Origin of the sequence: Mycobacterium sp. E2733 (genome assembly GCF_001667585.1) — a bacterium.
Lineage (GTDB): Bacteria > Actinomycetota > Actinomycetes > Mycobacteriales > Mycobacteriaceae > Mycobacterium.
On sequence record NZ_LZJZ01000122.1, the window covers coordinates 1 to 25,670 of the forward strand.

Genomic DNA, 25,670 nt, shown 5'->3' on the forward strand with positions numbered 1-25,670 from the left:
GCTGGGCTGTATCGCGCACCCAGCGAACGCTCAGCTCAACGGTGGTTTTTGCATCGGTTTTGCGAGAGTGCGGGCTATCTGCGTGGCTTCTCCTCCACGCCTTAGGGTTGACAGTTAACGCAACGACTGCCGGACGATATGCGGTCGCGGTCAGTTTTACGCCGAGCGCCGCATCGCAATGCCGCAGGACGCACTCGCTAACCTTGCCAGCATGGATCCTGCGGGATCTCACCAACCCTCGGTCAAGGACGTTCTGCAGGCGCTCGATCTTGGGTTCCGATAATTAGCGATGTCGAGAGCGGAAAGCCGAAGACCGTCAGGAACGCCGCGTCGGCGTTAGGCGTCGCGACAAAACCAGAAATGCGCGCCGCTCAACGTGAATCTGCCGTTCAGTTTGCCATTTAGGCGTAGGGCATCCAGCACTGAGGCGGCTAGCGCCACACCAATCGGTCGGCTCAAACGCTTCTAAGTGCCGGCAAACCATGCGTTGACCACCGTGTGAGTTTCTGGTGGCGGGAAGTGCATGCACGTTGTACCCAATACCGGGTCACAGGAGGTTCCGACCTGGCCGACCTTAACTGTCCACAGAGGTTGCGACTGGTCGATTTGCTCGCTGTCGTTGGGCCTCGCAAGGATGGCGCCGGCTGAACCGCAGTTATAGGGACCGTAGTAGCCGTCGTCGCGTGTCGTGTAGAAGTGGCCGTGGGAGATGTACGTGCAACGGGTGCCGTCATCTAGGAGAAGAGCCAGAGGCCGGGCCTGAAAGGGGGAACTCAGTGTGTCCAAGGAAGCCGTTCCGATAAGCGAGAACCGCTTCAGCATCTTTTTCCAGGGGTCGTTATTGGCCAAGCAGAGCATAAACCGCAGTTTGCCCGGCCAACACGTGCCAGCGTCAGCCGCTTCCGGGAGACAGTCGTAGACACCCGTCGTACGCGAAGTAGTTGAGGGAGTACTACAGCCAATTAGCGTGTCATCGGTGGAGGGCGGTAGTTCTTGATAGCCGTTGATTGGTTGGCCGTTTGCGTTAACCGCGATGGAGGTCAGAACTTGGGTCGCGGCCGCCGGTGGAGTTGCCGGGGTTGCCGGCGGAATCACCGGCGGTAGAGATAATGCTGACCCGGATGTCGACGTGGGAGCTTGACTGGTCAACTGCGGAGTCGAGCTGGGCGATTCCTGCTTGACGCGCGGAGTGGCGATTACGATTCCCAACACCACGACAATGAACGCCGCGACGGCTATCGCCATGACAGCGGTCCCTTTTTTAACCCCTGGCCGGCCGGCTACGGACGCCACACGATTCTTCGAGCGTCGTTGATCGCTTGTTAGATAATCTTCCAAAACCTCGAACTCAACATCGAGCGGGGTTGATTCGGGACCATCGGCAGTGACCGGTTCGGTCAGAGCGGATTGGGCGGACCGGGCGAACTGCAGTGCCGTCTGGTAGCGACGGTCGGGGTCTTTGGCCATGCCCTTGGCGATGACCTCGTCCATTTGCTTGGGCACATTCGGTCGGGTGGCTGATGGTCGCGGCGGCGGGGTGTGCAGGTGCGCGGCGACCAGCCCCGCTATCGTGTCCGCGTCAAAGGGAGGGCCTCCCGTCAGGCATTCATAGAGCACACAGGCCAGCGAGTAGATGTCGGCGCGGGCATCCTCGTGGGCTCGAGTCCCCAACCGCTCGGGTGCGATGTAGGCGAAGGTGCCGATTGCGTAGCCAGATTTGGTCATTCGCGTTTCGTCGGCGGCGCGTGCGATGCCGAAGTCGATCAGATAGGCGAAGTCATCGTCGTCGAGCAAGATGTTCGAGGGTTTGATGTCGCGATGGATCAGCCCGACATCGTGGGCGGCATGCAAGGCCCTGGCGACCTGGTCGACGATGCGCACCGCGCGGGCGGGATCCAACGGGCCATCGGCTAATAACGTTTGTAGGTCGCGCCCCTTGATGAGCCGCATACTCACGAACAGCCGACCGTCAATCTCGCCAAAATCATGGATCGGGACCACATGCGGCGTGTCCAAGCGTGGTGCCGCGTGCGCTTCGCGGCGGAATCGCCGCTGAAAGTCTCTGTGCTCAGACAGATTTGCCGGTAGGACCTTGATGGCGACGACCCGGTCAGTGACGGTGTCGTGGGCACGCCACACTTCCCCCATACCGCCGCGCCCCAGCAGGCTAATCAGTCGGTAGCGCCCGAACGGCGTGCCCTCCGCAGCATCCTCCCCCGCCACGGTCAGCATGCTAGCGAGTCACGGCCATCCGCACGGTAGATTCGCTAGGCCGTAAGCGTTCATGTCATAGCGCCGGATCTCGATGGTGGAGTGCCCTCTAACCACGTGGTGGCAAGTTAAGGGGAAATGGGAGTCGCGCCGAACGACGCCGTTAAACCGAATGTTGAGTCAGGGCGCCGCGATTGGTTACCGTCATCGGGTCAAAGGTCGAGCGGCGTTTTCATGCTAGGACCGCTGGCAAGGTTTCCCAGCCGCGGACTGTCGATGTCGTGGTCATGTGCGCCCGAGACATATCGATGTTCCACTCCGGGAAGCGGTTGAGCACCTCGTCGAGCGCCACGCGTCCCTCCATCCGGGCTAATGACGCTCCCAGGCAGTAGTGCACGCCAACACCGAACCCGACATGGGCTCCGGCTTTGCGGTGAATGTTGAAGACGTCACCATCGGGTGGGAATTGCCGGTGGTCACGGTTTGCAGCACCGGCGAGCAACATCATGATGCTGCCGGCTGGAACGGGTTGTCCGTAGTACTGCAGATCGCGTGTGACGGTGCGCGCGATGTGTGGGGCGGGGGGTTCGAAACGCAGCAGCTCCTCGATTGTGCCGGCAATCAGGCTACGATCGGCGACCACTTCCCGCCGCTGCTCGGGATGCTCGGCTAAAACCTTGCCCGCCCATCCGATTAGCCGGGTCGTTGTCTCGGCGCCGCCCGCAGCGACCAGCGTGATGCAAATGAGTATTTCCTCACGGGTCAACCCTCGTATCGTGCCATCGAGGTCAGCGAATTCGACGCCGAGCAATTCGGTGACGATGTCGTCGGAGGGATGTTCAGCGCGCCAATCGAGGTACTCGGCGAATAACTGCCCTGTCTCCAGTCCTGAGGACGCGGCTTTCATTTCCCCGCCGGCCTCGGTGTTGACGTGACCTTCGGCGAGGTCGAGGACCTCCTGCCGCATCTCGTCAGGAATTCCCAGCAGCCTGCACACGACTCTCACCGGCATCTCGGCACCCAGATTGGCGATGAAGTCAAAGCCCCCGCTACCAACGAACGGATCTAGACTCTCGGCACAGAATTGCCGGGCTGTGGCCTCGACCTCGCGCATTTTGCGGGGCGTGAACATGCGAGAAAGGCTCTGGCGGTAGATGTCGTGAAGCGGCGGGTCCTCCATAAGAAACAGCCCGGGCGGAATCGGCATGTCCGCCTTGATCAACTCGAGAATGTTGCCCCGGGCAGAGCTGAACGTCTCATGGTCATTCAGCGCCGCATGCACGTCCTCGAATCGACTCAGCGCGTAAAAGTCGTGTTGTTCGTTGTACGACAGCGGCGCCTCCTCGCGGAGCCGCCGAAACAGCGGGTACGGGTCGGCGTTGAGTTCGACATTGTAGGGGTCGTAGAACAACTCACTCACAGTCTTGAGGCCCATATCTGCAACTCCCTCCACTCCAACACATCCGACCGTTCGTAGGACGAACTACTGGGTAGGTCAGGACAGCACCTTACTGCGAGCCGCGATAATCGAGCCACTTACGACAGTGCTCATCCTCACGTCGCATAGCAATTCAGTCAATGATTGGATAGTTCGCCCGTGGCCCTGACCTTCATTCACGACCGGTCGGCCCGTCGCCTCAGGCCGCGCCTTAGTTTCATGGGGGCGGGCAGATGGTCAGCCGAGCAGCAGGCTCCCGCCGTCTGTCGTCAGCACTGCACCGGTCACATACCTGGACAGGTCGCTGAGCAAGAACAGCGCCACATCGGCGACCTCCTCCGGTTCAGCCAATCGACCCAAGGGGACAAAATCTTCCAATTGCCGGCGCGACTCGTCGGAAGTCAAAAGCAATTCCGTGAGCGCCGGAGTAACGATCCCACCCGCTCGAATTGCATTAACACGCAATCTCTTTCGACCGCTCTCATTCGCGGCCACCCGCGTCATCGCCTCGATCCCGGCTTTGCATGCAGCATAGAATCCGGTCCCCTTCTGACCGGCAACGCTAGCTATGGACGAGATGTTGACTATCGCTCCGCCGCGCGCCTCCATCGCTGCGATCTCATGCTTGAGACAAATGGCGGTGCCGAGCATGGCCACCGACATCAGGGTCCGCGCGTCGTCGACATCAAGCTGCGAGAGCTCACCGAGGTGGATTTCTGGCAACGCGTTGTTGCACGCGAGGTCCAGGCACCCGTAGCGATCGATAGCCGCCCCGACCAAAGACTCGACGTCCGCCTCCAGCGAGACATCGGCGACGACCGGATGGGCAGTGCCTCCGCGGGCCTCGATCTCTGCCACCGTGTGCGCGGCGGTCTGCGGATCAATGTCGTTGACAATGACATTGGCCCCCTCCGCCGCCACCCGCAGCGCGATGGATCTGCCCAACCCTCGTCCCGCACCGGTGACAATGACGGATTTCTCGGACAGAAGTTTCCCCGTCCCCGCACCAGCCATACCCATTACTGTAGGGCAGCACAGAAATTACAAAGATGTGGTGCTGGGCCCGTGCATTTAGGCAGTGACAGCCTCTACGTACCGTCGCCGCGCGCCGCGCTTCGCTGCCATAGCGCTCCAAAGATATTGCGCTCCAATGACGTTTGTTTTATGTAAAGCCTTGTAACAGCGTCACTTTGGTTGATGTGAGCAGAAAATGATCGAAGGCTCCGGTTCGCCCGGACGGGGCGTTGGCCGAAAATTCCCACACCCTCCCTTTCGGGGAGGGCGGCGCCCAAAGCGCGAGTCGGCAGTTTAAAACTCGAGGTCAAGGTCAATCTCTAGGTTTGCAGTTTCCTGATGGGAGGTCCTTTGATGAGCATGCTTATCCGCCGCGTGGCGGGCATCGCCATGATGGCAATAGCGCCCGTGGCGTACGTGACAGCGGTGTCTCCGGGGATGAGCTCGGCTCAACCCCCAGATTGCGGCCCGGGCAACTGGTGGAACCCTGGAGCCAACGCCTGCCAGCCCCTAGGGGCACCGCCACCCCAGGATTGCGGCCCCGGCAACTGGTGGAACCCAGGAGCCAACGCCTGCCAACCCCTAGGGGCACCGCCACCCCAGGATTGCGGCCCCGGCAACTGGTGGAACCCAGGAGCCAACGCCTGCCAGCCGGTAGGGGCACCGCCACCGCCAGACTGCGGTCCCGGCAACTGGTGGGACCCGGGGGCCAATGTGTGCCGACCCGTCGGGCCACCCCCGCCGTCCTAAAGCCGGAGCTGCTGCGACACGTCGAGACTCCGCCCCGTCAGTTCTTGCCGGTGGCGCGCTGAACGTACCCGCGCGATGCCGGCGCTGAAGATCCGCCGAAGCCTTGGCTCGTCCGGATCGTCATTGCTGGGAATTCGCACGTCCCCAGGCCGACGAGTTATGGCACGCCATCCACCCTGCCTAAAAAGTGTCCCTCTCGGTGGTCCCGGTTGCCCTAGGTCTGTGAACGCAGCCCGAAGGACGGGCCGTGACGACCTACAGGAGATCACCGTGAAGAACGCCACCCGAAAACCGACTCGCATCCACTACGCCGCCACGCTGTTCGGCGCGCTGGCCATCGCCGCGTTGGCCCCTGCCACCGCCTACGCCGAGCCCAACGGGCCCACCGGCCCGAGCAGCGGATGCCACTACACCGACCCTGACGGCTACGACATCCCGATCGATGAGGGCCAGGGCGTGATCGTCGGCGGCAAGCTCGTCACATGCACCGGCGGGAAAATCGTCGTCACCGATGCGCCGGCGCGCACAAACCCACATCGGCCGGTCGTACCGCCCAATCACGCGCCGGTATTGACCCGGAAAATGTAAGCCTCGCAAACACACTGAGCTGTCATTTCGTTGGGGCCGCCACCGTGGAAACACGGTGGCGGGCTGGCGCTCGTGTTTTGTATGCATATGGCTCGCCGAAACGTCACGCGCCTGAGAGTGGTTGACGATGGGCGACGCCGAGACTCAATTCAGTCCCTGTGACGCCTCCGACGTACCCGCTGCAGAGTCAACGACGTTAGTTGTCAGAAGGGTATTCCCAGATGTTTGTGTGGTTCAACTCGTGATGATGCACGCACACCATCTGCTTGCCCTGCCCATCTGTGGCGGGTGGTGAGCCCAGCGGGCACTGCTCACCTTGCGACGGCGCCAGCGGTGCGAACACCAGCGCGGCGATCATTGCGAATTTCATTCCACAGACACGATGTCAGCCAAGGATTTGTTCGACGTTAGGCCCAGTCGACTAGCTGCCGCCATGAGGATGTTGAACGACCACCTTTCGACGCCGGCGTCGTCGCGGCGCAGTCCTCGCGAACGATGACCTCATACACCAAGCACCCGGTGGCCATCCAACTACTTCGAGGGGTTGCGGACTTCCTCGTACCGGACTGAGGCCACCAAGGCGACACCGAATAGAACCAGCACTGGCACGAACACGTACGGGTACGCGGCGACCGCGGCTAAGCCGATGATCACGCTCGGCACCGTCAGCGCCAGCGCGGCCGTGGGATGCCGATCGCTTAACACGATGATTCTCGTCAGCGCCGCGGACGCCGCGGCGGCCCGCGGCTGACGATCCGGACGTCGACCGTACGAGTAACGAGTTTCCAGGCCGCATCCCATGCAGGTGCGCCCATAGGAGTACCGGGTTTGTAGGCCACAACCCATGCAGGTTTGGGTGGTCATCCGCATATGATCTCACCGCCTCGCGCGGGCTTCTGAGCTGACGCCTTCGACGCCAACCGCTGGTGTCTTTCCAGCAGGTGAATACCGAGGCGCGAGCGATCCCCATAAAGTCGTGCGGCATGGGACAAGACGCATTGCAGGTCGTCCCCGCCGAGCTTGAGGCTACGGCTGGCCAGTGGGAAGCGCTTACCTCACAACTCGCGGGGGCGCCGCCGTCGCCGGGCCAACCATTCCAGGCCACGACGGCGGCCGTGAACGGTATCAACGCGGCGATACGCGTTGCCGCAGCGGTCTTTACAGCGCGGACGCAGGCAACGGTCGGCGGGGTGACCACGGCCGCCGGCGGATACACGGCGCAGGAGGCCACATCGGCGGTCGCGATGTCCGACGTGACAAAGGTGACGGTGGTGTAGGTGGCCGCCACCCTCACCCAGATCCAGGCGTGGAGCACCGAGCATCTCATCGACGCTGCCGGCTACTGGACTGAAACCGCCGACCGCTGGGAAGACGCATTCCTGACAATGCGCAACCAGGCGCAGTCCATCACCTGGCACGGGGCCGGCGGTGATGCGCTGCGGCAACGCACCGGAGCCGATGTATCCGTCGTCAGCGCCAAGGCCGACCAGCTACGGCAGGCAGCCGGAATAGCCCGTAACGGCGCCAGTGACATCAGTGCCGCCCAGCGTCGAGTCCTGTATGGAGTCGAAGATGCGCAGAATGCGGGATTCACCGTCGGAGAAGACTTGTCGGTCACCGACATCCGCAGTACTACCCCAGCGGAACGCGCCTCCCGCCAAGCTCAGGCGGAAGCGTTCGCCGCTGATATTCGGCTGCGTGCCGAGCAACTCGACGGGGCAGACGCCAAGGTCGCCGGTCAGCTCACCGCCGCCGCGGGCGGCGTCGGGAACGTCGGCTTTGCGCAGAACCCGACCTCCGATCCCGTCGCGCAAAACCCGGGAGCCGGCCGCAACGGGGGCCAGTCAACACCTCCAACCACCAGTCACCCCGGGGTCCAGCTAGTTGACTTCACGCAAGACAACACCACTGGGCCCAACCCGCCGCCATTCGCACCGTGGGACACCCCTGACGGGACGCCGCCACCGCCGCCCCTGGCCGGGTTCCTCCCGCAGTACCAACAGAGCATCGCCGCGCCCCCGGCGCCTAGCCCGGGTCCGCCCGCAATCCCATTGCCAAGCCCCGCGACGACCCCACTGCCGATGCCCGCGGCCGGTCCGGCCACCGCTGCGGCCGCCAAATCCCCCTGCAGCGTGTACGACGCGACGAAAGCCCTTCTGGAACCGGTGGGCGGCACGGTGGCGATCTTGACAGCGGCCCCAGAAGGCGCGACCGGCGTCGGGATCCCCGCCGCCCTCGCCCAAATCGCTCTCGGTACGGCGGCGGTCGCTGACGGCATGGACGCCGCGGGCAAGTGCTTGGGGGATTGATGCCGCCAACAGCACACGCTGGAATGACTGGCATGCTGAATGACTGACACACGGCAAGGACAGGGAGAATGCGCGCGTGAAGACGAACTCCGTATACGGCCGGGCCTTCTACACAGCGATGGCTGTGCTGTTCCTGGCCCTGTTCGTGATGAATGTGTGCACCCACGGCACGGCGCTGGGCCTGATCAGTACCGGAGGCCTCGCCGTGGTGATGGGCTATCTCGCCTACCGAGCCTGGTTCGGCAAGCGTCAGATAAACCAGAAGTAGGCGGGCCGTATTTGAATTCGGTCTTCCGCGAACGCGCGAACACGGGATAATCCCAGCATGCGTTTCATCTATGTCGCCGCGGCGGCCGGCATGGCCATCGCTGTGCCGATGGGGGCGTCGCCGGCTTACGCCGAGACAGGCGTCAATGGTTACGTTCAATGCCTAGGAGGCGACGCGCAGCCCCCGCCGCCGGGGGTAAGCGCAGAAGAATGGTTTCCCAGCGTCCGTGTGATCGCGACGGATCTCGATTCGGGTGTGCCCTCTAACCAAGTAACGGCAAGATTAGTGGAAATGGGAGTCAAGCCGGCCGACGCCGTTAAACGAGTGCAGTGCTTCATGGCCAACAGGCCACATTAGCGCCTCTTCCGAAATACGTTATGCACCAAAGCTTTCCGGCCAGGCTTTGCATTTCACACGCGCTCGGCCTTCATGTCCATGTCGATGGTGCCTTGGCACGCGCCGCTCAAGATGTCGGTGTGCATGATGCCGTTAAGCGACCCATCGGGCTGCGGCGTGTAGCGCACAGTGGCCCGCGCCGGATTCCATTGGATCGTGGTGTCGGGCATCATGCAGTCCCATTGAAAATCGTTGGTTTGCGACCAGGCGGTTCCATCCCACGTGAACTGAACCGGCTGCGGAACCGTCGGGTTGGTTGGCGGCGGGCCACTGACGATCGTGGCGACGCACTTTCCGTTCGTACAGCTCGAGCGGAACCCGTAGGTCTCGGTGTGCTGCCCCTCGGGGTCGCCGACCGCCATGCTGGTCCCCGCCTTCGGCCCGACCATGAACGTGATCGCGTACTGGCCGTTCCAGGACGGGTTGTCGGCGAGAGCGGTCGGGCAAAGCGACAGGGCAAGCGGTAGCGACGCGGCGCAGATACCGACGAAGGTCTTCAACCGGTGCGAGGCCATCGTTTCTCCTCCGAGTCCGGGACCATTCCCCCAATGGTCGTACCCCGAGCTAGCGGCGACAAGCTTTTGGCCGATTGCCTCGGCGACGTTGATCCTCGGCTCACCAACCCCACTCGTCAGGATGCAGGACATCCACGGTGAGATCGTTGTCGGCCGGGGCTTTGGTCCCGTAGGAGAAGGTGAGCAGGGTGCGGCCGTCGTCGAGGGGTTCGGTCGCTACAACGGTGGCGTGCCCGATCTTCATGCGGATCTTGTCTCCGGGCTCCAATTCGTCAACACGTTTCAGGGGCACGCTCAACCCCTCAGCAGCAGTAAGACTGGAGATCCTGCGGATACCGTCGTCATCACCGCCATCCTCCCACGGCCCGCAAGGCGCCCACCGGCGTTGCGGGCAGATTTGCGCAGGCGTCCGTTGCGGTCGTCCGGGCGCACAAAAACCTTGCGCAGCTAAGGAGATTGGAAAGGCCTTACCTCTTAGGTGTGCCCGGCCCGCTCTGCTCAGTTCTCCACCAGGTCGGGGATGGGCTCGGCGTCCGTCAGCCAGTGGCGTCCGGCCCGGCGGGCCGCCGCCCACTTGGGGATGCTGACCGCATCGTCCTGACCCAAGTCCTGAGGGGTCGGGCCGATGCGCTCGGCCAGCCCGGCGAGGGCGCCCAGATCGAAGTTGTATATCTCGGCCGCCGCCAGGCCCAGCATCTGGCGGGTCTCCGCGATCGGGATGTCCCAGAAGGAGCGCTGCAGCCATTTGCGGGTGTGCGGCCAGGTTCCCTCCGGATGGGGGAAGTCGTTGCCCCACAACAGGTTCGACACACCGATCTCGTAGCGCCGCGCCAGCTCCCTGCGTTCGGTGGTGGTGGCCCCGATAAAACAGTTGCGATCGAAGTAGGCCGAGGGCGGCATCGTCAGGTCGCCCTCCATCTGATGGCTCATCTTCTTGGCCGAGTGTTCACGCAGATACCGCGTGTCCATCAGCCAGAGCAGATCGTTGGCCCAGAACGCACCGCACTCAGTGACGCCCCATCGCAAATGTGGGAAGCGTTCGAACACACCCGACCACAACGCGAACCACAGGGGCCGGGCTCCCCACCACCGCACCTCGGTGACGTAGATGCCCAGGTGGCCGCCGTACTCCTCCTGCGGGGCGGGACCGGAGTGGGTGTGTACCGGCATCTGCAGGTCCTGGCAGGCCGCCCAGACCTTGTCGTAGCGGCGGTCGTGGTAGGGCGGGTAACCGACCCAACGCGCCGGGATCAGGATCCCGCCCCGCAGTCCGGACTCGGCCGCCCTTGTGATCTCGGCTACCGCCGCGTCGACGTCCGCCAGTATCGGCACGACCGCTACCCCGGCGCGCCGTTCGGGGCTGTGGCTGCACAGCTCGGCCAACCAGCGGTTGTGGGCCCGCGCCCCCGCCATCGCGCGCCCCGGGTCCAGGTCGCCCGACTGGCCCAGGCCGGCCCCGAACGGAGCCCCGGCCACCCCGGTCACCGCGTCGGCGTCGGGGAAGATCACCTCGCCGACCACGCCGTCGCCGTCGAGCTCCTTGTCGCGCAGGGCGACATCCCATCCGCCGGCGATGCCCTCGCCATTCTCGGAGAACCACTCTTGCGCGAACTGTTCGTCGATGAATCCGCCGGCCTGCGAAGCGGCGATCTTCTCGGCCAGGTAGGCCTCGAAGTCCTCGCGGTATTCGGGGTCGACGTATTCGCGGTATCGCTCGGTTGGGAGCTCGGCGTGAGTGTCTGCGGAAATGATGATGTAGGAATCCACGGTGCGTCCTTTCGCTACCAGGTGCGGATCGGGTCGGGTTCGAAGACGGTGCTGCTCGCGTCGGCAGGCACGGCGGCCAGGGGCTCGGCAACCTCGGCCACGGTCGGGCCGATTCGGCTGACCAGGGGTGCAAGGGCGTCGAGGTCGAAGCCGTAGACGGCCGCCGCAGTCCGGCCGACCACGTCGGCCACCTCGTCGGCCGGTACGCAGGAGAAGGTGTGCCGCAAGGCCTCCCGGGTGTAGGGCGCGGTGCCCTCCAGGTGCGGGTAGTCGCTTCCCCACATGATCTTCTCGACGCCGATCCGGTGCCGCTCGGCGCACTCGACGGGCCGCATGAAACTGGCGCCGACGTAACACTGGCGGGTCCAGTACTCGCTGGGCTTAAGGGCGAGCGAGCCGGCGGTGGGCCCGGCGAAACGGGCGATCGCCGAGCCCGCCCGCCCGTACCGGGCCGCCGCCACGTCGAGCGAGTCGAGGGTTGCCGGTATCCACCCGGCGCCCTGCTCGGTGAAGACCACGGTGAGGTCCGGATGGCGGTCCAGCGCGCCGCTGAAGATCAGGTGCCACAGCGCCCGGTGCGCAAACCAATGTGTCTCGTACACCCACACCGCAAACGAGCTGCCCCATCCGTCTGTGGGGTTGGGTCCGGCGTTGCCGCCGTGGTGATTGACCACGACGCCCGCGTCGTCGCACGCGGCCCAGAGCGGCTCCCAGTGCTCGGCGTAGAGCTGGGGGATGCCGCTGCCCGGAGGAATCCCGGGCAGCAGCACACCGCCGCGCAGACCCAACTTTGCGATCTGGGCGATCTCGGCGACGGCTTCGTCGAGGTCCCCGAGCAGGATCTGGCCCACCCCGGCGCGCCGCTCAGGCGACAACGAGCAGAAGTCGGCCAGCCAGCGATTGTGCGCACGCAGGCCCGCCCAGCGCAGCTCGAGCTCCGGGCCGTTAACTGGTTGGGGGGCGGCCAGACTCGCCTGAGGAAAGAACGGTGGCACGGTATTGGGGTAGATGACCTCCCCCGCGATGCCTTCGGCATCCAGCTCCGAGTTGCGCCGAGCGCTGTTCCAGTTGCGCTCGGCGTCGGCTTCGGTGAGGTCGCCGAACGGGTTGACGTATGTCTTTGCCCAGCTGTCGAATTCGTCCCGGTAGTGCGGATCCAGGTAGTCGCGGTAGTCGAGCAAATCGGCGCCGGCGTGGCAGTCGGCCGAAATGACCGTGTACCGGTCCATGGCGCTAGGCCCGTGCCGGCTCGGGCCTGGAGGCGGCGAGCAGCGCTGCGTCCTTATGGGGGTCGTCGTAGCGCTGGTGCACGTACGGCAGCAGCCACTCCTGCGGCACCCGCTCCGCGATCCGCCCCACCTGGATGGTGCGCCGGCGGCACCAGGTGATCGACCGGATTTCGCGAATCACGATGTCGGCCACCGGGTCCAGCGGCGACTCGCCCAACTCGACGGTGCCGTCGATGTTTTCCAGCAGTTCGTAGTGCCGGTGGTATTCGCCGTAGACCAGGTGAGGGTCGGTGATGCCGCTGCCGTCGGGGGCGCGCAGGAACTTGAAGTAGAACTCGGTGTTCACCTGGTCGGGTGGCAACTCCGCCGGGCCAGTGATTTGCCCCTGCACGATGATGAGCCGATAGCCCAGCCGGTCGACGCTGGCGGCGACGCGATCACCGTCGCGCTCCACCTCGATGTGGGCCAGTTTCTTTGGCTCACCGAATGTTTCGCGCCCGCCCGTGACCGACTGCTCGGTGGACTGGGGCATGAAGAGGGGATAGTCGCCCTCGAGGTCGCCGTGGCGGGCAGTCACCGAGAACACCGCCGACCCGAACGGCGCCATGCCCTCGATCCGGACCCGCTGCAGCTGGATTCGCACCACGGGTTCGGCCGCCGGCGCCAGCGGCCTGGGCAGCACGGCGGCGATGATTTCCGGATCGGTGAGGTAGGTGATGGTCACCGCCTCGGTGGCGATGGGCGCCTTGGTGGCGTCGATCTCATGGTCGACTTGCGCCTCGGGCGGGCGAGGGCCGTAGCGAATCACATTGCTAATCAAAATTTTTCTCCTTCGGTTTGTGACGCATGCGTGCCGAGGACGTCGACCAGGTAGTCGGGAGCGCCGCGATTCAGGATCGATGCCGCCTTGCTGCTGACGACCTGATCGGCCGGTGTGGGCGGACCCATCATCCAGAAGCGGTCCGCCAAAATTCCGTCCAGCACTTGATCAGCGACCGTCTCGAGCGGGGTGAATTCGACATGTACGCCGGCGGTTTCGAAGCGGGCCACAACCCTGTCCAGGGTCTGCTCGGGCGTGCGGCGTTCCTGCGTCGCGGCGTAGCGCTCCGGGCGGTGCCGCCACGACTCCCAGATGCCGGTGTTCAGAAAGCCGCCCGGGAAGAGGACGTGCGCCCGGACCCGCGTCCCCGTCATCCCGAGGTGCGTGTAGAGGCTCTCGGTCAGACAGAGCACGGCGGCCTTGGTCATGGGGTAGACCGCCGTGGCCGGCCCGCCCATGGCCCCCCGCGCGATCGGCGCGAACCCGCCGTTGCCCGAGCAGGTGTTCACCACGTGGCCTTCGCCCTGCTCGAGCAGGATCGGCACGAACGCCTTGATGCCATGGATGACGCCCAGCACGTTGACGTCGATCCCCCACCGCCAATCGGCCAGGTCGTGCTCCCACATGTAGCCCTCGGAGACCCCGCCAGTGCCGGCGTTGTTGCACACCACGTGCACCGCGCCGAAGCGAGAAACCGTCTCCTTGGCCAGCGACTCAACCGAGGAATAGTCGGTGACGTCGGTGACCACCCCAGCCACCTCGATGCCGTCGTCCGCGAGCGCCCGGGTCGCCTCATCCAACGGTTCGGCGAGGACGTCGGCAAGGACCACCTTCATGCCCTCTTGGCCGAAACGCCTGCCCATCGCCCGGCCGATGCCCCCGGCTCCACCGGTTATGACGGCCACCTTGCCCCGAAGGTCCTTCATTGTGGCGATCGTCACATAGGCGCTTATAACATCGCAAGCAGTCGCATTATGCGACCATTGCAACCCATGGCTCCGCGTCCCTCCCCGCAGACCGAGCGGGTGGTGAAGCTGTTCGAGCAGCTGGCGGGCGACGGGAACCGAGGGATGACATTGGCCGAGGTGTCGCGCCACTTGAGCGTCCATAAGGCCAGCTGCCACTCGATGCTGTCCGAATTGCTCCGAGCCGGGTGGCTACTACGCGACCCGGTTCGCAAGACCTACCATCTCGGTCCCGCCCTGGTCCGCCTCGGCCGGGAGGCGGCGGGCCGCTATCCGGCCCTGGTGTTGGCCCGCTCCGCGATGGCCGAGCTGTCGGCCGCGACCGGCGCCCACTGCGTTGCCTTCTCGGTGAGCGATGACTACTCGACCGTCGTCGATCAGGTCCGAAGCCGTCACGGCGGCGGTCATCCGATGCCCATCGGCACCCAGTTCCCCCACCGCCCGCCGTACGGGGCGTCGACGGTTGCCTGGGCCGGGCCGGGTGCTCGAGAGCGCTGGCTGGCCGCCCTGCCCGAGGACGTACGCGATCGGTATCGCCAGGCCATCACCGCCGCCCGGCGGCGCGGCTACGCCGTCGGTCTGCACCTCCTACCCGATCTGCGTTTGCAGGAGCTGGCGTTGATCGTGCGGAGCGCCGAGGCCCGTTCCACCCGGCTGAGCCAGCTGGCGCAGGCATTGACCGACGAACTGATCCACCAGGAGGAGTGGTTCCCGATCAGCCTCGACCCGGACCGCACCTACGAGGTGAGCCACATCGACTCCCCGATCCTGGAGTCCGGGTCCGGCATCGCGCTAATGCTCAGCCTGGTCCCTAGCGCCGAGCCGATGAGCGGCGAGGCGGTCACCCGGATGGGGGCGCGGCTCGCTTCTGTGACCCGCGACCTGAGCGCCGCATTGGCCGACAAACCCCACCTCCTGGCGGGCCAAATCGGTTGAGAGGCAACGGCTCTAGCTGCACCTAATCCGAGGACTTGTCGGAGTCTTCGTCGTCGTCATCGTCATCGTCGTCATCGTCATCGTCATCGTCGTCGTCGTCGGAGTCTTTGGAGTCCTTGTCCTTCGAGTCCTTGTCCTCATCGGAACCCTCGGACTTGTCGGAGCCCTCGGAGTCCTCGGACTTGTCGGAGTCCTCGGACTTGTCGGAGTCATCGAGCTTGTCGGCAAATTTCGTCAAGAGCTCAGCAAGCTTGCGGGCCTCTTCAGAGTCCAGCGAATCGACGAATACTTGCTCGTCGCTCTCCGAGACCCGCTGAACAAAAACCGCATTGTCCTTGATGCCGACGTCCCACCGGCCGCCCTCTTGACGAACCATTTCGATGCCGCCTTCCGACTAGTGACTTGATCGCACAACCGACGCGTCCCGACGCGCTATTGCGTTGTTTACCCACTTGCGGCGGCCGCGCCTCATTCGTCGGGTTTACGGTGCGATCGGCCGCTTGAAGAAGCATGCGACGGAGAAGGCTCCGCGGTGGTCGGCGTCGAGTCCGACCATCTCCCACCCCAGCCGCCCCAACTCGTCCGCCCTCAACTTCATCTCGTCCATGGCGGTGTCGCCCTCCCGGTAATCCCACGTGTATTCCCACTGCTGCGGATACCACTTGCCGTCGGAGGCCAGCCACCAGCCCGGGCCCGGCGAAGGATTGTTCATATGGTCGTAAGTACCACAGGCTTCGGCGGCTCCGGAACTGGTCTCGAGTCCGAATGGCGCTGCGCCGCGGCCTCGGCAACTACGGGGCGTACGCCCAACCGAGAAAGAGGTTTTGCGAATCGTAGGGGCTGCGCCTTATTTCGCGAATGTGCGGCGGCGTGAAGTAGTTGGCGGTGAGGTACTGGCCGTTGCCCTCGCTGAGCATGACGTGTCCGGTGCCGTGATCGAATCCCGGATTGCTCGTGAAGACGAGGGCCCCCTCCGGAATGTTGTCCGCGTACGTGTGGACCTGCCCTTTCCTGTTGAAGTCATTGAACGCATCCATCGCCGACGGATATCTGAACGCGTGGTTGTAGGCCTGCTCGACAAATGCCTCGCACTGGACCGTGTTATTGGGGTCGGCCGCCATTTGGTCGCGAGCCCACGCCATAGCATGGGCCACCTTGTCTTGACCGCCCGCTGAAGCGGGCGCTCCCCCGCCGCCGCAGTCCGGACCAAGCGCGTCGAGTGTGCGGGTGTCGATGTCGACGTCGGCAACGTAATGGCCGTCGGTTGTCTTGTACCAGAGGCTGTCCCAGCCTCCGTTGGCGATCTGGTAGCTGAAAAAGCCTCTCACCGGGTCGCCCGCGGCGTGGCACACGAGGGTCAGGACCTGGCCGGCGCTATAAACGCCTTCTTGACCCGCCTTCAAGTTCGGGCCGTTCATGCGATTGGTGGTCTGGGCTTTCACGGTCGCAGTCGTCTCTGCGTGAGCCGGCGCGGCGATCGGTAGACCTAACGCAAAAACGGCTGCCGTCGCGGCCGCGATTGCTGCTTTCATCGCTCGGTCTTTCTGCCACGTCCCTATGAAATTGATCGGGACGCTACACCAGCAGCAATCGTTATGTCTTTGAAATGATCGCAAGAAATCCGCGCGCAATTCCTTAAGGAAACTCGCGGTCATCAGTGGTGGCAGCGAACGTTACAGCCGGCAAACTGGCCGTCCCTGGATAAAAGCGGTTCGAGGCCGGCTAGTCAAGGACCCGGCGGCGGGGGCGGCGGCGGAGTCCATCGTCGCCCATCGGTGGTCCACCCGCAGGGCAGCCAGTTCACCTGGGTGCCATCGAACGTCAGGCATTTGGGCGTGCCCGGTGGCGGCGTGGGACCTGGTGACGGCTTGTCAGCGTGGGCGGTAGCTCCGCTGAGTGTCAAAGCCCCAACGGCGACAAATATCGCTGCCGACTTTCTCATTGCGGTTCCCTTGGATGAGATCCACCAATGCGATTGCCGCTAGCTTTTAGCCTGGCTGTTCACGCTAAGAATTCTAATCGTCCACTAGGGTTTTAGACCTTGGAGATTGCTGCGAATCGGCCGTGTCCTGCGCTCTGAACAACGGCGTGAATCAACCCCCGAAATGCCGAGGTGCTTCAAGTTATTATGCGGTGCAACGGCTTTCGCCAGAGGGGTAGAGTCGCGGGCATGAATTTGGTGGAGTGGCTGAGGACCCCGCACTATCTGCGGACGCGCTTGATGATGGAACGACAACCCATAAGAAACATCGAGATAGAGACCGTGTTCCTCGAAATCTCCCACCGTGAGGCGCGGCTGCGCTTCCCGGTGATGCTCATGCTGCTGCCGAGGCGCAATCGCCCGTCGCGCGACCAGATCCCCCGCCTCGATCGGGAGAAGTGATTCCAGAGCGTCGGGCTCGGTGCGCGCGAACCAACCACGACGCCAGGGGTGCGGTGCCGACGCTCGATCGGGCATGCTTGCCCTATGCACCTCGTCAACGGCGTCCGTGACCCAGCGGCAAGTTTTCCTCTCGACACCGTCACCGACGACGCGGCCGAGCGTCGGCAGGCCAACCGGGCTGTCGCCGTCAGCGCCGTTGGACTGGCGCTGACCGGACTCATCGAATTGGCCATCGCGCTGCTATCCGGCTCGGTGGCATTGCTCGGCGACGCGTTGCACAACCTGTCGGACGTCTCTACCAGCATCCTGGTGTTCGTCGGCTTTCGGGCGTCGCGCAAAGTCCCCACCGAGCGCTATCCCTACGGCTACGAACGTGCCGAAGACCTCGCCGGAATCGGTGTGGCGCTGGTGATTTGGGGCAGCGCCGCCGTCGCCGCCTTCGAGAGCGTCAACAAGCTGCTCCGGCACGGCGGGACCGAATACGTGGGCTGGGGTATTGCTGCGGCCATCGTGGGAATCGCGGGCAATCAGTTGGTGGCCCGCTACAAGTTGTTGGTGGGCAAGCGGATTCGCTCGGCGACCATGGTGGCCGACGCCAAACATTCCTGGTTGGACGCGTTGTCGTCGGGCGGGGCGATGCTGGGGCTGATCGGGGTGGCGCTCGGCTGGGCCTGGGCCGACGCGATCGCCGGGATCGTCGTCACCGGCTTCATCTGCCACGTCGGCTGGGAGGTGACCGCCGACATCGCTCACCGCCTACTCGACGGCGTGGACCCCCACATCATCACGACCGCCGAGGCCGTCGCCGCCACGGTGCCGGGCGTCACGCACGCGCATGCCAGGGCCCGGTGGACCGGCCGGACATTACGCGTCGAGGTGGAAGGGTTCCTCGACCCCGAGACTCCCCTGGCCGCGGCGGACCAGATCGGTCGCCTGGTCGCCGCCGCCCTGGCGCCGAAGATCCCCGAGATGCACAACTTCTCCTGGACGGCGCGGGCCGCCTAGGCCCCGCTCAGCCCCGGCGGAATCGCTCCCGCAGCTGTGGGTCGTTCTCCCACCACAGCCCCGACGACGCGGCGCTTTCACCCTCGGCGCTTTGCGCCCTGTCCAACTCGGTGTCGACCCGCGCCGTGTGCGCCTTCTCGTCGCGCGACAAGGCGCGCATGAGAAGCGACACGAACGGCCACCCGACCAGGGAACCGAGGATCAACAGGACACCCGCGCCGATCGTCTGATCGAGCCGCTGATCGGAGCCCCAAAACCGATGCAGCTCCGCGTAATACGCGGCGCCGGTCAATGCGCCCTGCCAGATGACCAATCCCAAGACACCGTCGCCGGTCGCGCCCGTCGGTAGCACCCCGCGTAGCCGCCGGCGGGCACCACGATGGTCGTCACGGAGGCAAGGTCCAGCGCCCATGTCTGAACCGCGGCGCTTTAGGTCAGCGGTCCGGGGTGCCGCGCGCGCAGCAGTCAGGGTATTGCGGAGCGCAACGCCGGTCGACGAGTTCGGCCCAGATACCGGCCGGCGCTCAGTTGCCGGGTTGACCGTCCGGCTTCGGGCCACGGCCCTCGCCGGTTATGTACTTCGGGCAGTAATGCGCCGCGGACAGGTACGTGAACTTGGCCGCGCTGGCCCCCTGGAATGCCGGGTTCTGGTTGCGGAGTTGCGTCACGATCTCCGCGGACGACTGTCCGTCGTCGAGCAGCTCGCACACCGACTTGGCGATGGTGACCGCGTTGCCGCCGTCCTGGTAGGTGATGCCGGCGTCGCGCAGGTCTTTGAGGAAGTCCTGATCGTTGTCGATGTCGGCATGCGCGGGCGCGGCCAGGCCGACCGCGGCGGCGACACTTGCCAAAGCCATTAAAAATCGCATAACGCAGCGATTGTCGCAGACTGGTTGGCGAATAGCACCTTGGCGGGCAAACGACGGGTGAACTCTGTCCGGCCTTATGGCTATGCCGCGGGCGCGCGGGAGGAGCGCAGCGCGGGGCGGTGCAGCGTCAATGACTCGGGCAGCGCTCCGATCTGCCGACGCTCCGCGGGTTCCCAGATGTCACCGTCGAGGACGCCGGGCAGGCCCGCCTGGCTGGCAATGAAAACGGGTGCGACGCCTTGCACGAACTGGCGGTGGTAATCCCTGAGCGCCGCAAACGCCCACTTCCCCAGCAGGCAGATGGTGAGCAGGTTCGCGATCGCCATCACCGCCATCGTCAGATCGGCAAGCGCCCACACCAACGTGAGCTTGGCCAGGGCTCCGAAGATGATCGACAGCAGGGTGACCACCTTCAGCACGTTGGCCGCTAGACGCCGGCCACCCAGGTAGAACAGATTGGCCTCGGCGACTACGTAATTGCTCAGGACCGAGGCGAAGGCGAAGACGAACACCACCGCGGTCATCAACATCGTGGTCCACGAACCGAGGTCGGCGGCGACCGCCGACTCCGTCAGGCTCGCACCGGCAATCGCTCCCAAGCGGGCCGGGTTGTATGTCTCGGGACCGGACATCAGCACGATGAACGCGGTCGCCGTGCAGATCACCATCGTGTCGACGAACACGGCGAGCGCCTGGATCAGCCCCTGTTCCACCGGATGTGCCACGGTCGCGGCGCCGGCGATGTTGGGCGAACTACCCATGCCTGCCTCGCAGGCGAACAGCCCGCGTTTGACGCCGGTGAACATCGCGGCGAGCACGCCACCCGCGAAACCGCCTGCCATTTGTCGGATTCCGAACGCCCCGCCCATGATCTCCTTGATCACCGTCGGCAGCTCGGTGATGTTGACGGCCACAATTCCCAGCGCGAGCAGCGTGTACACCAACGCCACCACCGGAAGGACCGACCCGGCGAATTGGGCGACCCGTCGCACGCCGCCGAAAAGCACGGGCGCCGCCAGCGCCGCCAAAATGGCTGTCGTCCAACCAACCCCGATGCCGTGCGACGATTGCATGACCCCGCTGATCGCGTTGGTCTCCACCATGTTGAACGCGGTGGAGAAGGTCACGACCAGCAGCATGGCGAACGCGACGCCGCCCGCGCGTGACCGCAGCCCGCGTTGGATGTAGAACGCGGGACCGCCTCGGAAGGCGCCGTCCTCCGAGCGGACCTTGAAGATCTGGGCCAGGGTGGCCTCGATCACCGCCGTGGCCATGCCGACCGCTGCCACCACCCACATCCAGAAGACGGCACCGGGCCCGCCGACGGTCAGTGCGATTGCGACACCGGCGATGTTTCCGGTACCCACGCGCGATGCGAGACCCACGCAGAACGCCTGGAAGGACGAGATGCCGCCGTCGTGGCGGTGCGCTCTACGGAGCTGGCGAAGCATGCGCCCGAAGTAGCGGATCTGAACGAACCTGGTGCGCACCGTGAAATAGGTACCGCCACCGATCAGCAAATAGATCAGGACGTGCGTATTGAGGATGTTGCTAAGGGGTTCGACTAACTGCTGCTGGAGGAAGTCCAAACCCCTGCTTCCTTTCGACTACGGCCGCGATCCGTCGCCGAAATGGTATGGACGAATTGTTGATGACAAGTTTCGTTCACCCGCCGTTAGCGGGCGGATATGTAAAAAGCGCGTCACATTCGACGCGTGGGTCCAGGCTAGGAGGAGGCGGGGGCCGCGGAGAGCGCTTGGGGGCAATACGAGTTGGCGGCGATGGCCGCGAACCGGGTGGCGTCGTCGCCTTGAAGCCCACGATTGAGCATTTGGATCATCCGGACGACGTCCGCCAGATTCGAGCCTTCGCTCACCAACTTGCACACCGACCTGCCGGAGGTGATCGCCTGTTCGGGATCCGAATAGGTCAGGCCGGCCGCGTGAACGGTGGCGAGGAAGGCGTCGTCGCTGCCATCGGCGCGCGCGGGACCTGCCAGGCCGATGGCGACGGCAAGGCCGAGCGAAATCAGAAGTAGCCTCACGGCTCACAAATCGTTCCAGAGGAGCCGCCGGTCCGCATCTCGTGGAGCGAATCGAGCGGTTAGTGGCTGGCGGTCGTGGTCGCCGGGGTGGACGACGAGATCGCGTCGGGGCAGTACGCGCTGGCCGCGATCGCGGTGAACTTCTCCGCTTTCTCCTCGGTCAGCGCGGGCGCCTTGGAGGTCATCGCCTTCGCGATGTCCGCCATCGCCGTGCCACCGCCGGCCGCCGAGCAGACATAGTGGGCGGCCTGGATGACTTGCCCCGGGTCGTTATAGGTGAAGCCGGCCGAATTCAGCGACGCGAGGAATGCGTCGTCGGTGTCGTCGGCGTGCGCGGGCACGGCCAAGCCAATCACGGCCGCAACACTAAAAATTGTCAGAACGAGCTTCATAAATTCGAAATCGTCCCAGACGCGCGCCGGGTCCGCGGCTGGCGAAACAATTTGTAACAAACGTCAACCTTCGGTTGACAGCGCGCCTGCGTCAACCTATCGTTGACGGATGTCCGACGCGACCCGCATCGCCTACCCCGTCCGACTTGACGAGCTGATCAACGCCATCAAATCGGTGCACACCGACGCGCTGGATCAACTGGCCGACGCCGTGCTGGCAGCCGAACACCTGGGCGAAGTCGCCGACCACCTCATCGGGCACTTCGTCGATCAGGCCCGCCGATCCGGGGCGTCGTGGACCGACATCGGCAAGAGCATGGGCGTCACCAAACAGGCGGCCCAGAAGCGGTTCGTGCCGCGCGCCGAGCCCGCCACCCTGGATCCCGAACAGGGCTTCGGCCGCTTCACCCCGCGGGCGCGCGGCGCGGTGGTGGCCGCCCAGAACGCCGCACACGAAGCGGCCAACGCCGAGATCACCCCCGACCACCTGCTCCTCGGTCTGCTCGACGATCCCGCCGCCCTGGCCACGGTGTTACTGCACCTGCAACAGGTCGACACCCAAGCGCTTCGCGCCGCCGTCCGGCTGCCCCCGCCAAGCAGCGCAACTCAGGACCTCATCCCGTTCAGCGGACCGGCACGCAAAGCCCTCGAACTGACCTTCCGGGAAGCACTTCGATTGGGCCACAACTACATTGGGACCGAGCATCTGCTGCTGGCGCTGCTCGAGCTGGAGGCAGCCTCCTCCGACGACGGGCCGCTGCGCCGACGCGGTGTCGACAAGGCCCGCGTCGAGGCCGATTTGATCAAGGCACTGGAATCGCTCGGCGGCGACAAGACCGTCTGACCCCTCCCGGGCGCCTCACCGCGTGTGCGATCATTCGATGGTCCCCTTCCAAGGGTGCCTAGGAGGCGAAGATGCACCGCTGGCTGGTCGTCCTGTCCGCGTTCCTCGTCGCCGCGGCGAGCGCCACCGCCGTCGCCGGGCTTCCCGCTCCCCGCGCCTGGGCCGGTGACGCCCCGATCGGCCACATCGGGGACACGCTGCGGGTGGACACCGGCAGCTATGTCGCCGACGTCACCGTCACCAGCGTGTCACCCTGTGACCCGCCCCCCGGATTCGGCTACACGCGTGAAGGCACGTACAAGGGCTTCCCGGGCAGCACGGTCGAACGTGCCGACGTGGTTGTCCGCGCGGTCCGGGTGCCCAATCCGTTCATCATGGCGACCAACTTCAGCTTCGACGGCGTGACCCCGTTCGCCGACGCCTACAAGCCACGGGCCACCGATGCGCCCGACGCCCTCGACAACGTGCTCACCAACGCCCCGAACGGGGCGATCGTGCGCGGCGAAGTGTATTGGGACGCCTACCGTGATCCCGTCTCCACCGTGGTTCTGCTGGACAAGAAGACGGGCTACCACCTCGCGCAGTGGAACCTCTGACAAGCGTCGCAACAACGAACTCCGTTGACGTTCAACAGCTTGCGAATATCGCCGCGCGCACATTCCCGCTGGCCTGCCCCGCCTCGATGGCGCCGGAGAACATCGCGGCTTTCGTCGAGTCCAACCTGTCACCCGACCGCTTCGCCGAATACCTGGCCGATCCCCGTCGCGCGGTCCTGACCGCGGCTCTCGACGACCGAATCATCGGTTACGCCATGCTGGTTCGCGACGGTGACAGCGCCGAGCTGTCGAAGATCTACGTTGCGCCCGAGCACCACGGCAGCGGTGTCGCGACCGCGCTGATGGACCTCGCGCTGGCCACGGCCGGCGAATGGGGCGTGGGCCGCGTATGGCTGGGCGTCAATCAGGCAAACCAACGCGCACAACGGTTTTACGCCAAGAGCGGTTTTGAAGTGAGCGGCACCAGGACCTTTCAGGTCGGAGCCGGGCGGGAGAACGACTTCGTCATGACTCACGTGCTTCGTTGACCGTCAGCGCCAGGAGCCGAGACATCGCCCGCAGATACTTCTTTCGGTACCCGCCGGCGAGCATCTCCTCGGTGAAGATGGTATCCAGCTTGTCGCCCGAGGCCACCACCGGGACGCCGGCGTCATAGAGCCGGTCGGTCAACGCCACCAGCCGCAGCGCGACGTTCTGGTCGTCGATGCCGTGCACGCCAGTCAGAAACACGGCCGTCACTCCCTCGATAAGGGTCAGATACCGCGACGGGTGCATGGTGGCCAGGTGCGCGCACAGCGCGTCGAAATCGTCGAGCGTCGCGCCGTCGAGCTGCGCGGCGCGCATGGCCACCTCTTCGTCCGACAGCGGTTGCGGCGCCGGCGGCAAGCCGCGGTGCCGATAGTCGGGGCCCTCGATCCGCACGGTGGTGAAAATGCTTGCCAGCGTGTTGATTTCCCGTAGAAAGTCCTGGGCGGCGAACCTGCCCTCGCCGAGCTGCTCGGGCAGGGTATTGGAGGTGGCCGCCACCGACACCCCCCGCTCGACCAGGGACGAGAGCAGCCGCGAGATCAGCGTGGTGTTGCCGGGGTCGTCCAGCTCGAATTCGTCGATGCACACCGCGGTGTAGTTCGCCAGCAGATCGACGCATTCGGCGAAGCCGAATACCCCGGCCAATTGCGTCAGCTCCCCAAACGTCGCGAACGCCTTAGGAGTTGGCGACTCCGGCCCGCCACCGGGCAGCGCGTAGTAAGCCGACGCCAGCAGATGGGTCTTGCCCACGCCGAACCCACCATCGAGATACAACCCGACGCCCGGCAGAACCACCCGTCGGCCCAACATTTTTCGCCGTCCTCCGCGGCGTTCCACGGCCTGCCGGCAGAAGGCCCGGCATGCCACGACGGCGGCCGCTTGCGTCGGCTCGGCCGGATCGGGCTGGTAAGTCGCGAAGCTCACGTCGGCGAACGTTGGGGGCGGCCTCAATTGAGCGATCAACCGCTCCGGCGACACGGTCGGATGCCGATCCACCAGGTGCGCCACTCGCGTGGACGGGGACCCGTGCATCCCAAAACTGTAACGGCGTGCTGCAATCAATCTCATGCCCATTCCCGAGACGCCGCTGTCGCTGCTCGGAGCGGTACGCGAACTCGACGACGGTGAACTCCCCCGGCTCTACGACTATCCCGAACACGACGGGACATGGGTGCGGGCCAATTTCATCACCAGCGTGGACGGCGGGGCGACCTCCGGCGGCAGCAGCGGAACGATGGGCGGCCCCGGCGACCGGTTCGTCTTCAACCTGCTGCGTGAGCTCGCCGACGTCATCGTGGTCGGCGCGGGCACCGTGCGGGTCGAGGGCTATTCCGGCGCGCAGCTCAGCGTCGCCCAGCGCCAGCAGCGACAGGCCCGTGGGCAAGGCGAGGTCCCGCCGCTGGCGATCGTCACCAAGTCGGGTCGGCTGGACCGCGACATGACGGTGTTCACCCGGACGGAGGTGCCGCCGCTGATCCTCACCTGCGCGGCGGCCGCCGCCCCGGCGCGCCGGATGCTCACCGACCTGTGCGAAGTGATCGACTGCTCCGGCAGCGACCCCGGCGAGGTCGACGAGGCGGTCATGCTCGCGACACTCGCCGCTCGCGGCATGCGCCGCATCCTGACGGAGGGCGGGCCGATGCTGCTCGATTCGCTGATCCAGCGCGACATGCTCGACGAGCTCTGCCTGACCATCGCGCCCTACATAGTCGGCGGGCTGGCCCGGCGCATCGCGACGGGCCCCAGCCAGCTGCTCACGCGGATGCGCTGTGCCCACGTTTTGACCGACGACGCCGGTTACCTGTACACCCGCTACGTCAAGGCCTAGCTACTGTGGTCGAC

General features: G+C 65.0%; 31 protein-coding genes and 1 pseudogene. 12 read left to right on the plus strand and 20 right to left on the minus strand.

Going from position 1 to position 25,670, the window contains the following annotated elements; translation table 11 throughout:
* Window positions 1-465: 465 nt before the first annotated feature.
* From A5678_RS21925 to A5678_RS21935, 3 genes are all read right to left on the minus strand, one after another.
* Window positions 466-2,232 carry a serine/threonine-protein kinase gene (locus A5678_RS21925; protein WP_068046727.1) on the minus strand — a complete coding sequence of 589 codons (1,767 nt, stop codon included), beginning with the start codon at window positions 2,230-2,232 and terminating at the stop codon, window positions 466-468.
* Window positions 2,233-2,443: 211 nt separating this feature from the next.
* Complete coding sequence (locus tag A5678_RS21930; protein WP_068046729.1) at window positions 2,444-3,646, minus strand: cytochrome P450; 1,203 nt, start codon at window positions 3,644-3,646, stop codon at window positions 2,444-2,446.
* Window positions 3,647-3,886: 240 nt separating this feature from the next.
* The gene (locus tag A5678_RS21935; RefSeq protein WP_068047095.1) at window positions 3,887-4,663 is read right to left on the minus strand and encodes an SDR family NAD(P)-dependent oxidoreductase; all 777 of its coding nucleotides are present in this window, start codon (window positions 4,661-4,663) and stop codon (window positions 3,887-3,889) included.
* Window positions 4,664-5,635: 972 nt separating this feature from the next.
* Between A5678_RS21935 and A5678_RS21940 the strand changes: the two genes are divergently transcribed.
* Window positions 5,636-6,001: a hypothetical protein gene (locus A5678_RS21940; RefSeq protein ID WP_231983738.1), complete on the plus strand. Its 366-nt coding sequence runs from the start codon at window positions 5,636-5,638 to the stop codon at window positions 5,999-6,001.
* 196 nt (window positions 6,002-6,197) lie between these two features.
* Here A5678_RS21940 and A5678_RS27315 read toward each other — a convergent pair whose 3' ends face one another.
* Window positions 6,198-6,371: a hypothetical protein gene (locus A5678_RS27315; protein WP_156747031.1), complete on the minus strand. Its 174-nt coding sequence runs from the start codon at window positions 6,369-6,371 to the stop codon at window positions 6,198-6,200.
* A 161-nt stretch (window positions 6,372-6,532) separates the two neighbouring features.
* Window positions 6,533-6,865 (minus strand): hypothetical protein, encoded by a 333-nt coding sequence (locus tag A5678_RS21945; RefSeq protein WP_082945692.1) that lies wholly within the window; start codon window positions 6,863-6,865, stop codon window positions 6,533-6,535.
* A gap of 119 nt (window positions 6,866-6,984) precedes the next feature.
* Here A5678_RS21945 and A5678_RS21950 point away from each other — a divergent pair, with 119 nt between their 5' ends.
* The 4 genes from A5678_RS21950 to A5678_RS26755 all read left to right on the plus strand — a co-directional run bounded on the left by A5678_RS21950 (window position 6,985) and on the right by A5678_RS26755 (window position 8,935).
* Complete coding sequence (locus A5678_RS21950) at window positions 6,985-7,278, plus strand: hypothetical protein (RefSeq protein WP_068047098.1); 294 nt, start codon at window positions 6,985-6,987, stop codon at window positions 7,276-7,278.
* Entirely contained in the window at window positions 7,279-8,310 is a 1,032-nt protein-coding gene (locus A5678_RS21955; protein WP_068046737.1) for a hypothetical protein, read from the plus strand.
* Window positions 8,311-8,386: 76 nt separating this feature from the next.
* On the plus strand, window positions 8,387-8,578 hold the full coding sequence (locus tag A5678_RS21960) for a hypothetical protein (RefSeq protein WP_068046740.1): 192 nt from the start codon (window positions 8,387-8,389) through the stop codon (window positions 8,576-8,578).
* A 57-nt stretch (window positions 8,579-8,635) separates the two neighbouring features.
* Window positions 8,636-8,935: a hypothetical protein gene (locus A5678_RS26755; RefSeq protein WP_082945678.1), complete on the plus strand. Its 300-nt coding sequence runs from the start codon at window positions 8,636-8,638 to the stop codon at window positions 8,933-8,935.
* Between the two features lie 53 nt (window positions 8,936-8,988).
* On the opposite strand, the gene A5678_RS21965 is transcribed toward A5678_RS26755, so the two are convergent.
* The 6 genes from A5678_RS21965 to A5678_RS21990 form a co-directional block, all read right to left on the minus strand.
* Window positions 8,989-9,489, minus strand: coding sequence for a hypothetical protein (locus A5678_RS21965; protein WP_068046743.1), 501 nt, complete (start codon window positions 9,487-9,489; stop codon window positions 8,989-8,991).
* 100 nt (window positions 9,490-9,589) lie between these two features.
* The gene (locus tag A5678_RS21970; RefSeq protein ID WP_068046746.1) at window positions 9,590-9,781 is read right to left on the minus strand and encodes a hypothetical protein; all 192 of its coding nucleotides are present in this window, start codon (window positions 9,779-9,781) and stop codon (window positions 9,590-9,592) included.
* 206 nt (window positions 9,782-9,987) lie between these two features.
* Window positions 9,988-11,256 (minus strand): amidohydrolase family protein, encoded by a 1,269-nt coding sequence (locus A5678_RS21975; RefSeq protein ID WP_068046749.1) that lies wholly within the window; start codon window positions 11,254-11,256, stop codon window positions 9,988-9,990.
* Between the two features lie 14 nt (window positions 11,257-11,270).
* Window positions 11,271-12,485: an amidohydrolase family protein gene (locus tag A5678_RS21980; RefSeq protein ID WP_068046751.1), complete on the minus strand. Its 1,215-nt coding sequence runs from the start codon at window positions 12,483-12,485 to the stop codon at window positions 11,271-11,273.
* Window positions 12,486-12,489: 4 nt separating this feature from the next.
* A complete protein-coding gene (locus tag A5678_RS21985; RefSeq protein ID WP_068046754.1) occupies window positions 12,490-13,305 on the minus strand; it encodes an acetoacetate decarboxylase family protein in 816 nt (271 codons plus the stop codon).
* Window positions 13,302-14,231, minus strand: a complete 930-nt coding sequence (locus A5678_RS21990) for an SDR family oxidoreductase (protein ID WP_068046758.1) — start codon at window positions 14,229-14,231, stop codon at window positions 13,302-13,304. Before A5678_RS21990 ends, A5678_RS21985 begins: the two co-directional genes overlap by 4 nt.
* Window positions 14,232-14,297: 66 nt before the next feature.
* Between A5678_RS21990 and A5678_RS21995 the strand changes: the two genes are divergently transcribed.
* Entirely contained in the window at window positions 14,298-15,206 is a 909-nt protein-coding gene (locus A5678_RS21995; RefSeq protein ID WP_068046761.1) for an IclR family transcriptional regulator, read from the plus strand.
* Window positions 15,207-15,228: 22 nt separating this feature from the next.
* Here A5678_RS21995 and A5678_RS22000 read toward each other — a convergent pair whose 3' ends face one another.
* The 3 genes from A5678_RS22000 to A5678_RS22010 form a co-directional block, all read right to left on the minus strand.
* The gene (locus A5678_RS22000; RefSeq protein WP_068046764.1) at window positions 15,229-15,582 is read right to left on the minus strand and encodes a hypothetical protein; all 354 of its coding nucleotides are present in this window, start codon (window positions 15,580-15,582) and stop codon (window positions 15,229-15,231) included.
* 105 nt (window positions 15,583-15,687) lie between these two features.
* The gene (locus tag A5678_RS22005; RefSeq protein ID WP_067199165.1) at window positions 15,688-15,918 is read right to left on the minus strand and encodes a hypothetical protein; all 231 of its coding nucleotides are present in this window, start codon (window positions 15,916-15,918) and stop codon (window positions 15,688-15,690) included.
* Window positions 15,919-15,997: 79 nt separating this feature from the next.
* Window positions 15,998-16,738: a hypothetical protein gene (locus tag A5678_RS22010; RefSeq protein WP_156747032.1), complete on the minus strand. Its 741-nt coding sequence runs from the start codon at window positions 16,736-16,738 to the stop codon at window positions 15,998-16,000.
* 638 nt (window positions 16,739-17,376) lie between these two features.
* On the opposite strand from A5678_RS22010, the gene A5678_RS22015 reads away from it, so the two are divergent.
* Together A5678_RS22015 and A5678_RS22020 are read left to right on the plus strand one after the other, a co-directional pair.
* A complete protein-coding gene (locus A5678_RS22015) occupies window positions 17,377-17,589 on the plus strand; it encodes a hypothetical protein (protein ID WP_068046770.1) in 213 nt (70 codons plus the stop codon).
* An 84-nt stretch (window positions 17,590-17,673) separates the two neighbouring features.
* Entirely contained in the window at window positions 17,674-18,594 is a 921-nt protein-coding gene (locus A5678_RS22020; protein ID WP_068046774.1) for a cation diffusion facilitator family transporter, read from the plus strand.
* Between the two features lie 7 nt (window positions 18,595-18,601).
* Here A5678_RS22020 and A5678_RS22025 read toward each other — a convergent pair.
* From A5678_RS22025 to A5678_RS22045, 5 genes and pseudogenes are all read right to left on the minus strand, one after another.
* Window positions 18,602-18,925 (minus strand): annotated as a pseudogene (locus A5678_RS22025) (cytochrome c oxidase assembly protein); the annotation flags it as partial.
* 193 nt (window positions 18,926-19,118) lie between these two features.
* Window positions 19,119-19,463 (minus strand): DUF732 domain-containing protein, encoded by a 345-nt coding sequence (locus A5678_RS22030; RefSeq protein ID WP_068046777.1) that lies wholly within the window; start codon window positions 19,461-19,463, stop codon window positions 19,119-19,121.
* An 80-nt stretch (window positions 19,464-19,543) separates the two neighbouring features.
* Window positions 19,544-21,052 (minus strand): sodium:alanine symporter family protein, encoded by a 1,509-nt coding sequence (locus A5678_RS22035; protein WP_068046780.1) that lies wholly within the window; start codon window positions 21,050-21,052, stop codon window positions 19,544-19,546.
* Between the two features lie 137 nt (window positions 21,053-21,189).
* Window positions 21,190-21,507, minus strand: coding sequence for a DUF732 domain-containing protein (locus tag A5678_RS22040; protein ID WP_068046783.1), 318 nt, complete (start codon window positions 21,505-21,507; stop codon window positions 21,190-21,192).
* A gap of 59 nt (window positions 21,508-21,566) precedes the next feature.
* Window positions 21,567-21,863, minus strand: a complete 297-nt coding sequence (locus A5678_RS22045) for a DUF732 domain-containing protein (RefSeq protein ID WP_231983739.1) — start codon at window positions 21,861-21,863, stop codon at window positions 21,567-21,569.
* 145 nt (window positions 21,864-22,008) lie between these two features.
* On the opposite strand from A5678_RS22045, the gene A5678_RS22050 reads away from it, so the two are divergent.
* The 3 genes from A5678_RS22050 to A5678_RS22060 all read left to right on the plus strand — a co-directional run bounded on the left by A5678_RS22050 (window position 22,009) and on the right by A5678_RS22060 (window position 23,827).
* On the plus strand, window positions 22,009-22,743 hold the full coding sequence (locus tag A5678_RS22050) for a Clp protease N-terminal domain-containing protein (protein ID WP_068046789.1): 735 nt from the start codon (window positions 22,009-22,011) through the stop codon (window positions 22,741-22,743).
* A gap of 71 nt (window positions 22,744-22,814) precedes the next feature.
* Window positions 22,815-23,339, plus strand: a complete 525-nt coding sequence (locus tag A5678_RS22055; RefSeq protein WP_068046793.1) for a hypothetical protein — start codon at window positions 22,815-22,817, stop codon at window positions 23,337-23,339.
* On the plus strand, window positions 23,327-23,827 hold the full coding sequence (locus A5678_RS22060; RefSeq protein WP_068046795.1) for an N-acetyltransferase: 501 nt from the start codon (window positions 23,327-23,329) through the stop codon (window positions 23,825-23,827). The genes A5678_RS22055 and A5678_RS22060 overlap by 13 nt, the downstream gene beginning before the upstream one ends.
* Here the strand turns inward: A5678_RS22060 and zapE are convergent.
* Window positions 23,805-24,896: a cell division protein ZapE gene (gene zapE / locus A5678_RS22065; protein WP_156747033.1), complete on the minus strand. Its 1,092-nt coding sequence runs from the start codon at window positions 24,894-24,896 to the stop codon at window positions 23,805-23,807. The two genes, A5678_RS22060 and zapE, sit on opposite strands and share 23 nt — an antisense overlap.
* Here zapE and A5678_RS22070 point away from each other — a divergent pair.
* Window positions 24,895-25,656, plus strand: coding sequence for a pyrimidine reductase family protein (locus A5678_RS22070; protein ID WP_068046801.1), 762 nt, complete (start codon window positions 24,895-24,897; stop codon window positions 25,654-25,656). The two genes, zapE and A5678_RS22070, sit on opposite strands and share 2 nt — an antisense overlap.
* Window positions 25,657-25,670: the final 14 nt, after the last annotated feature.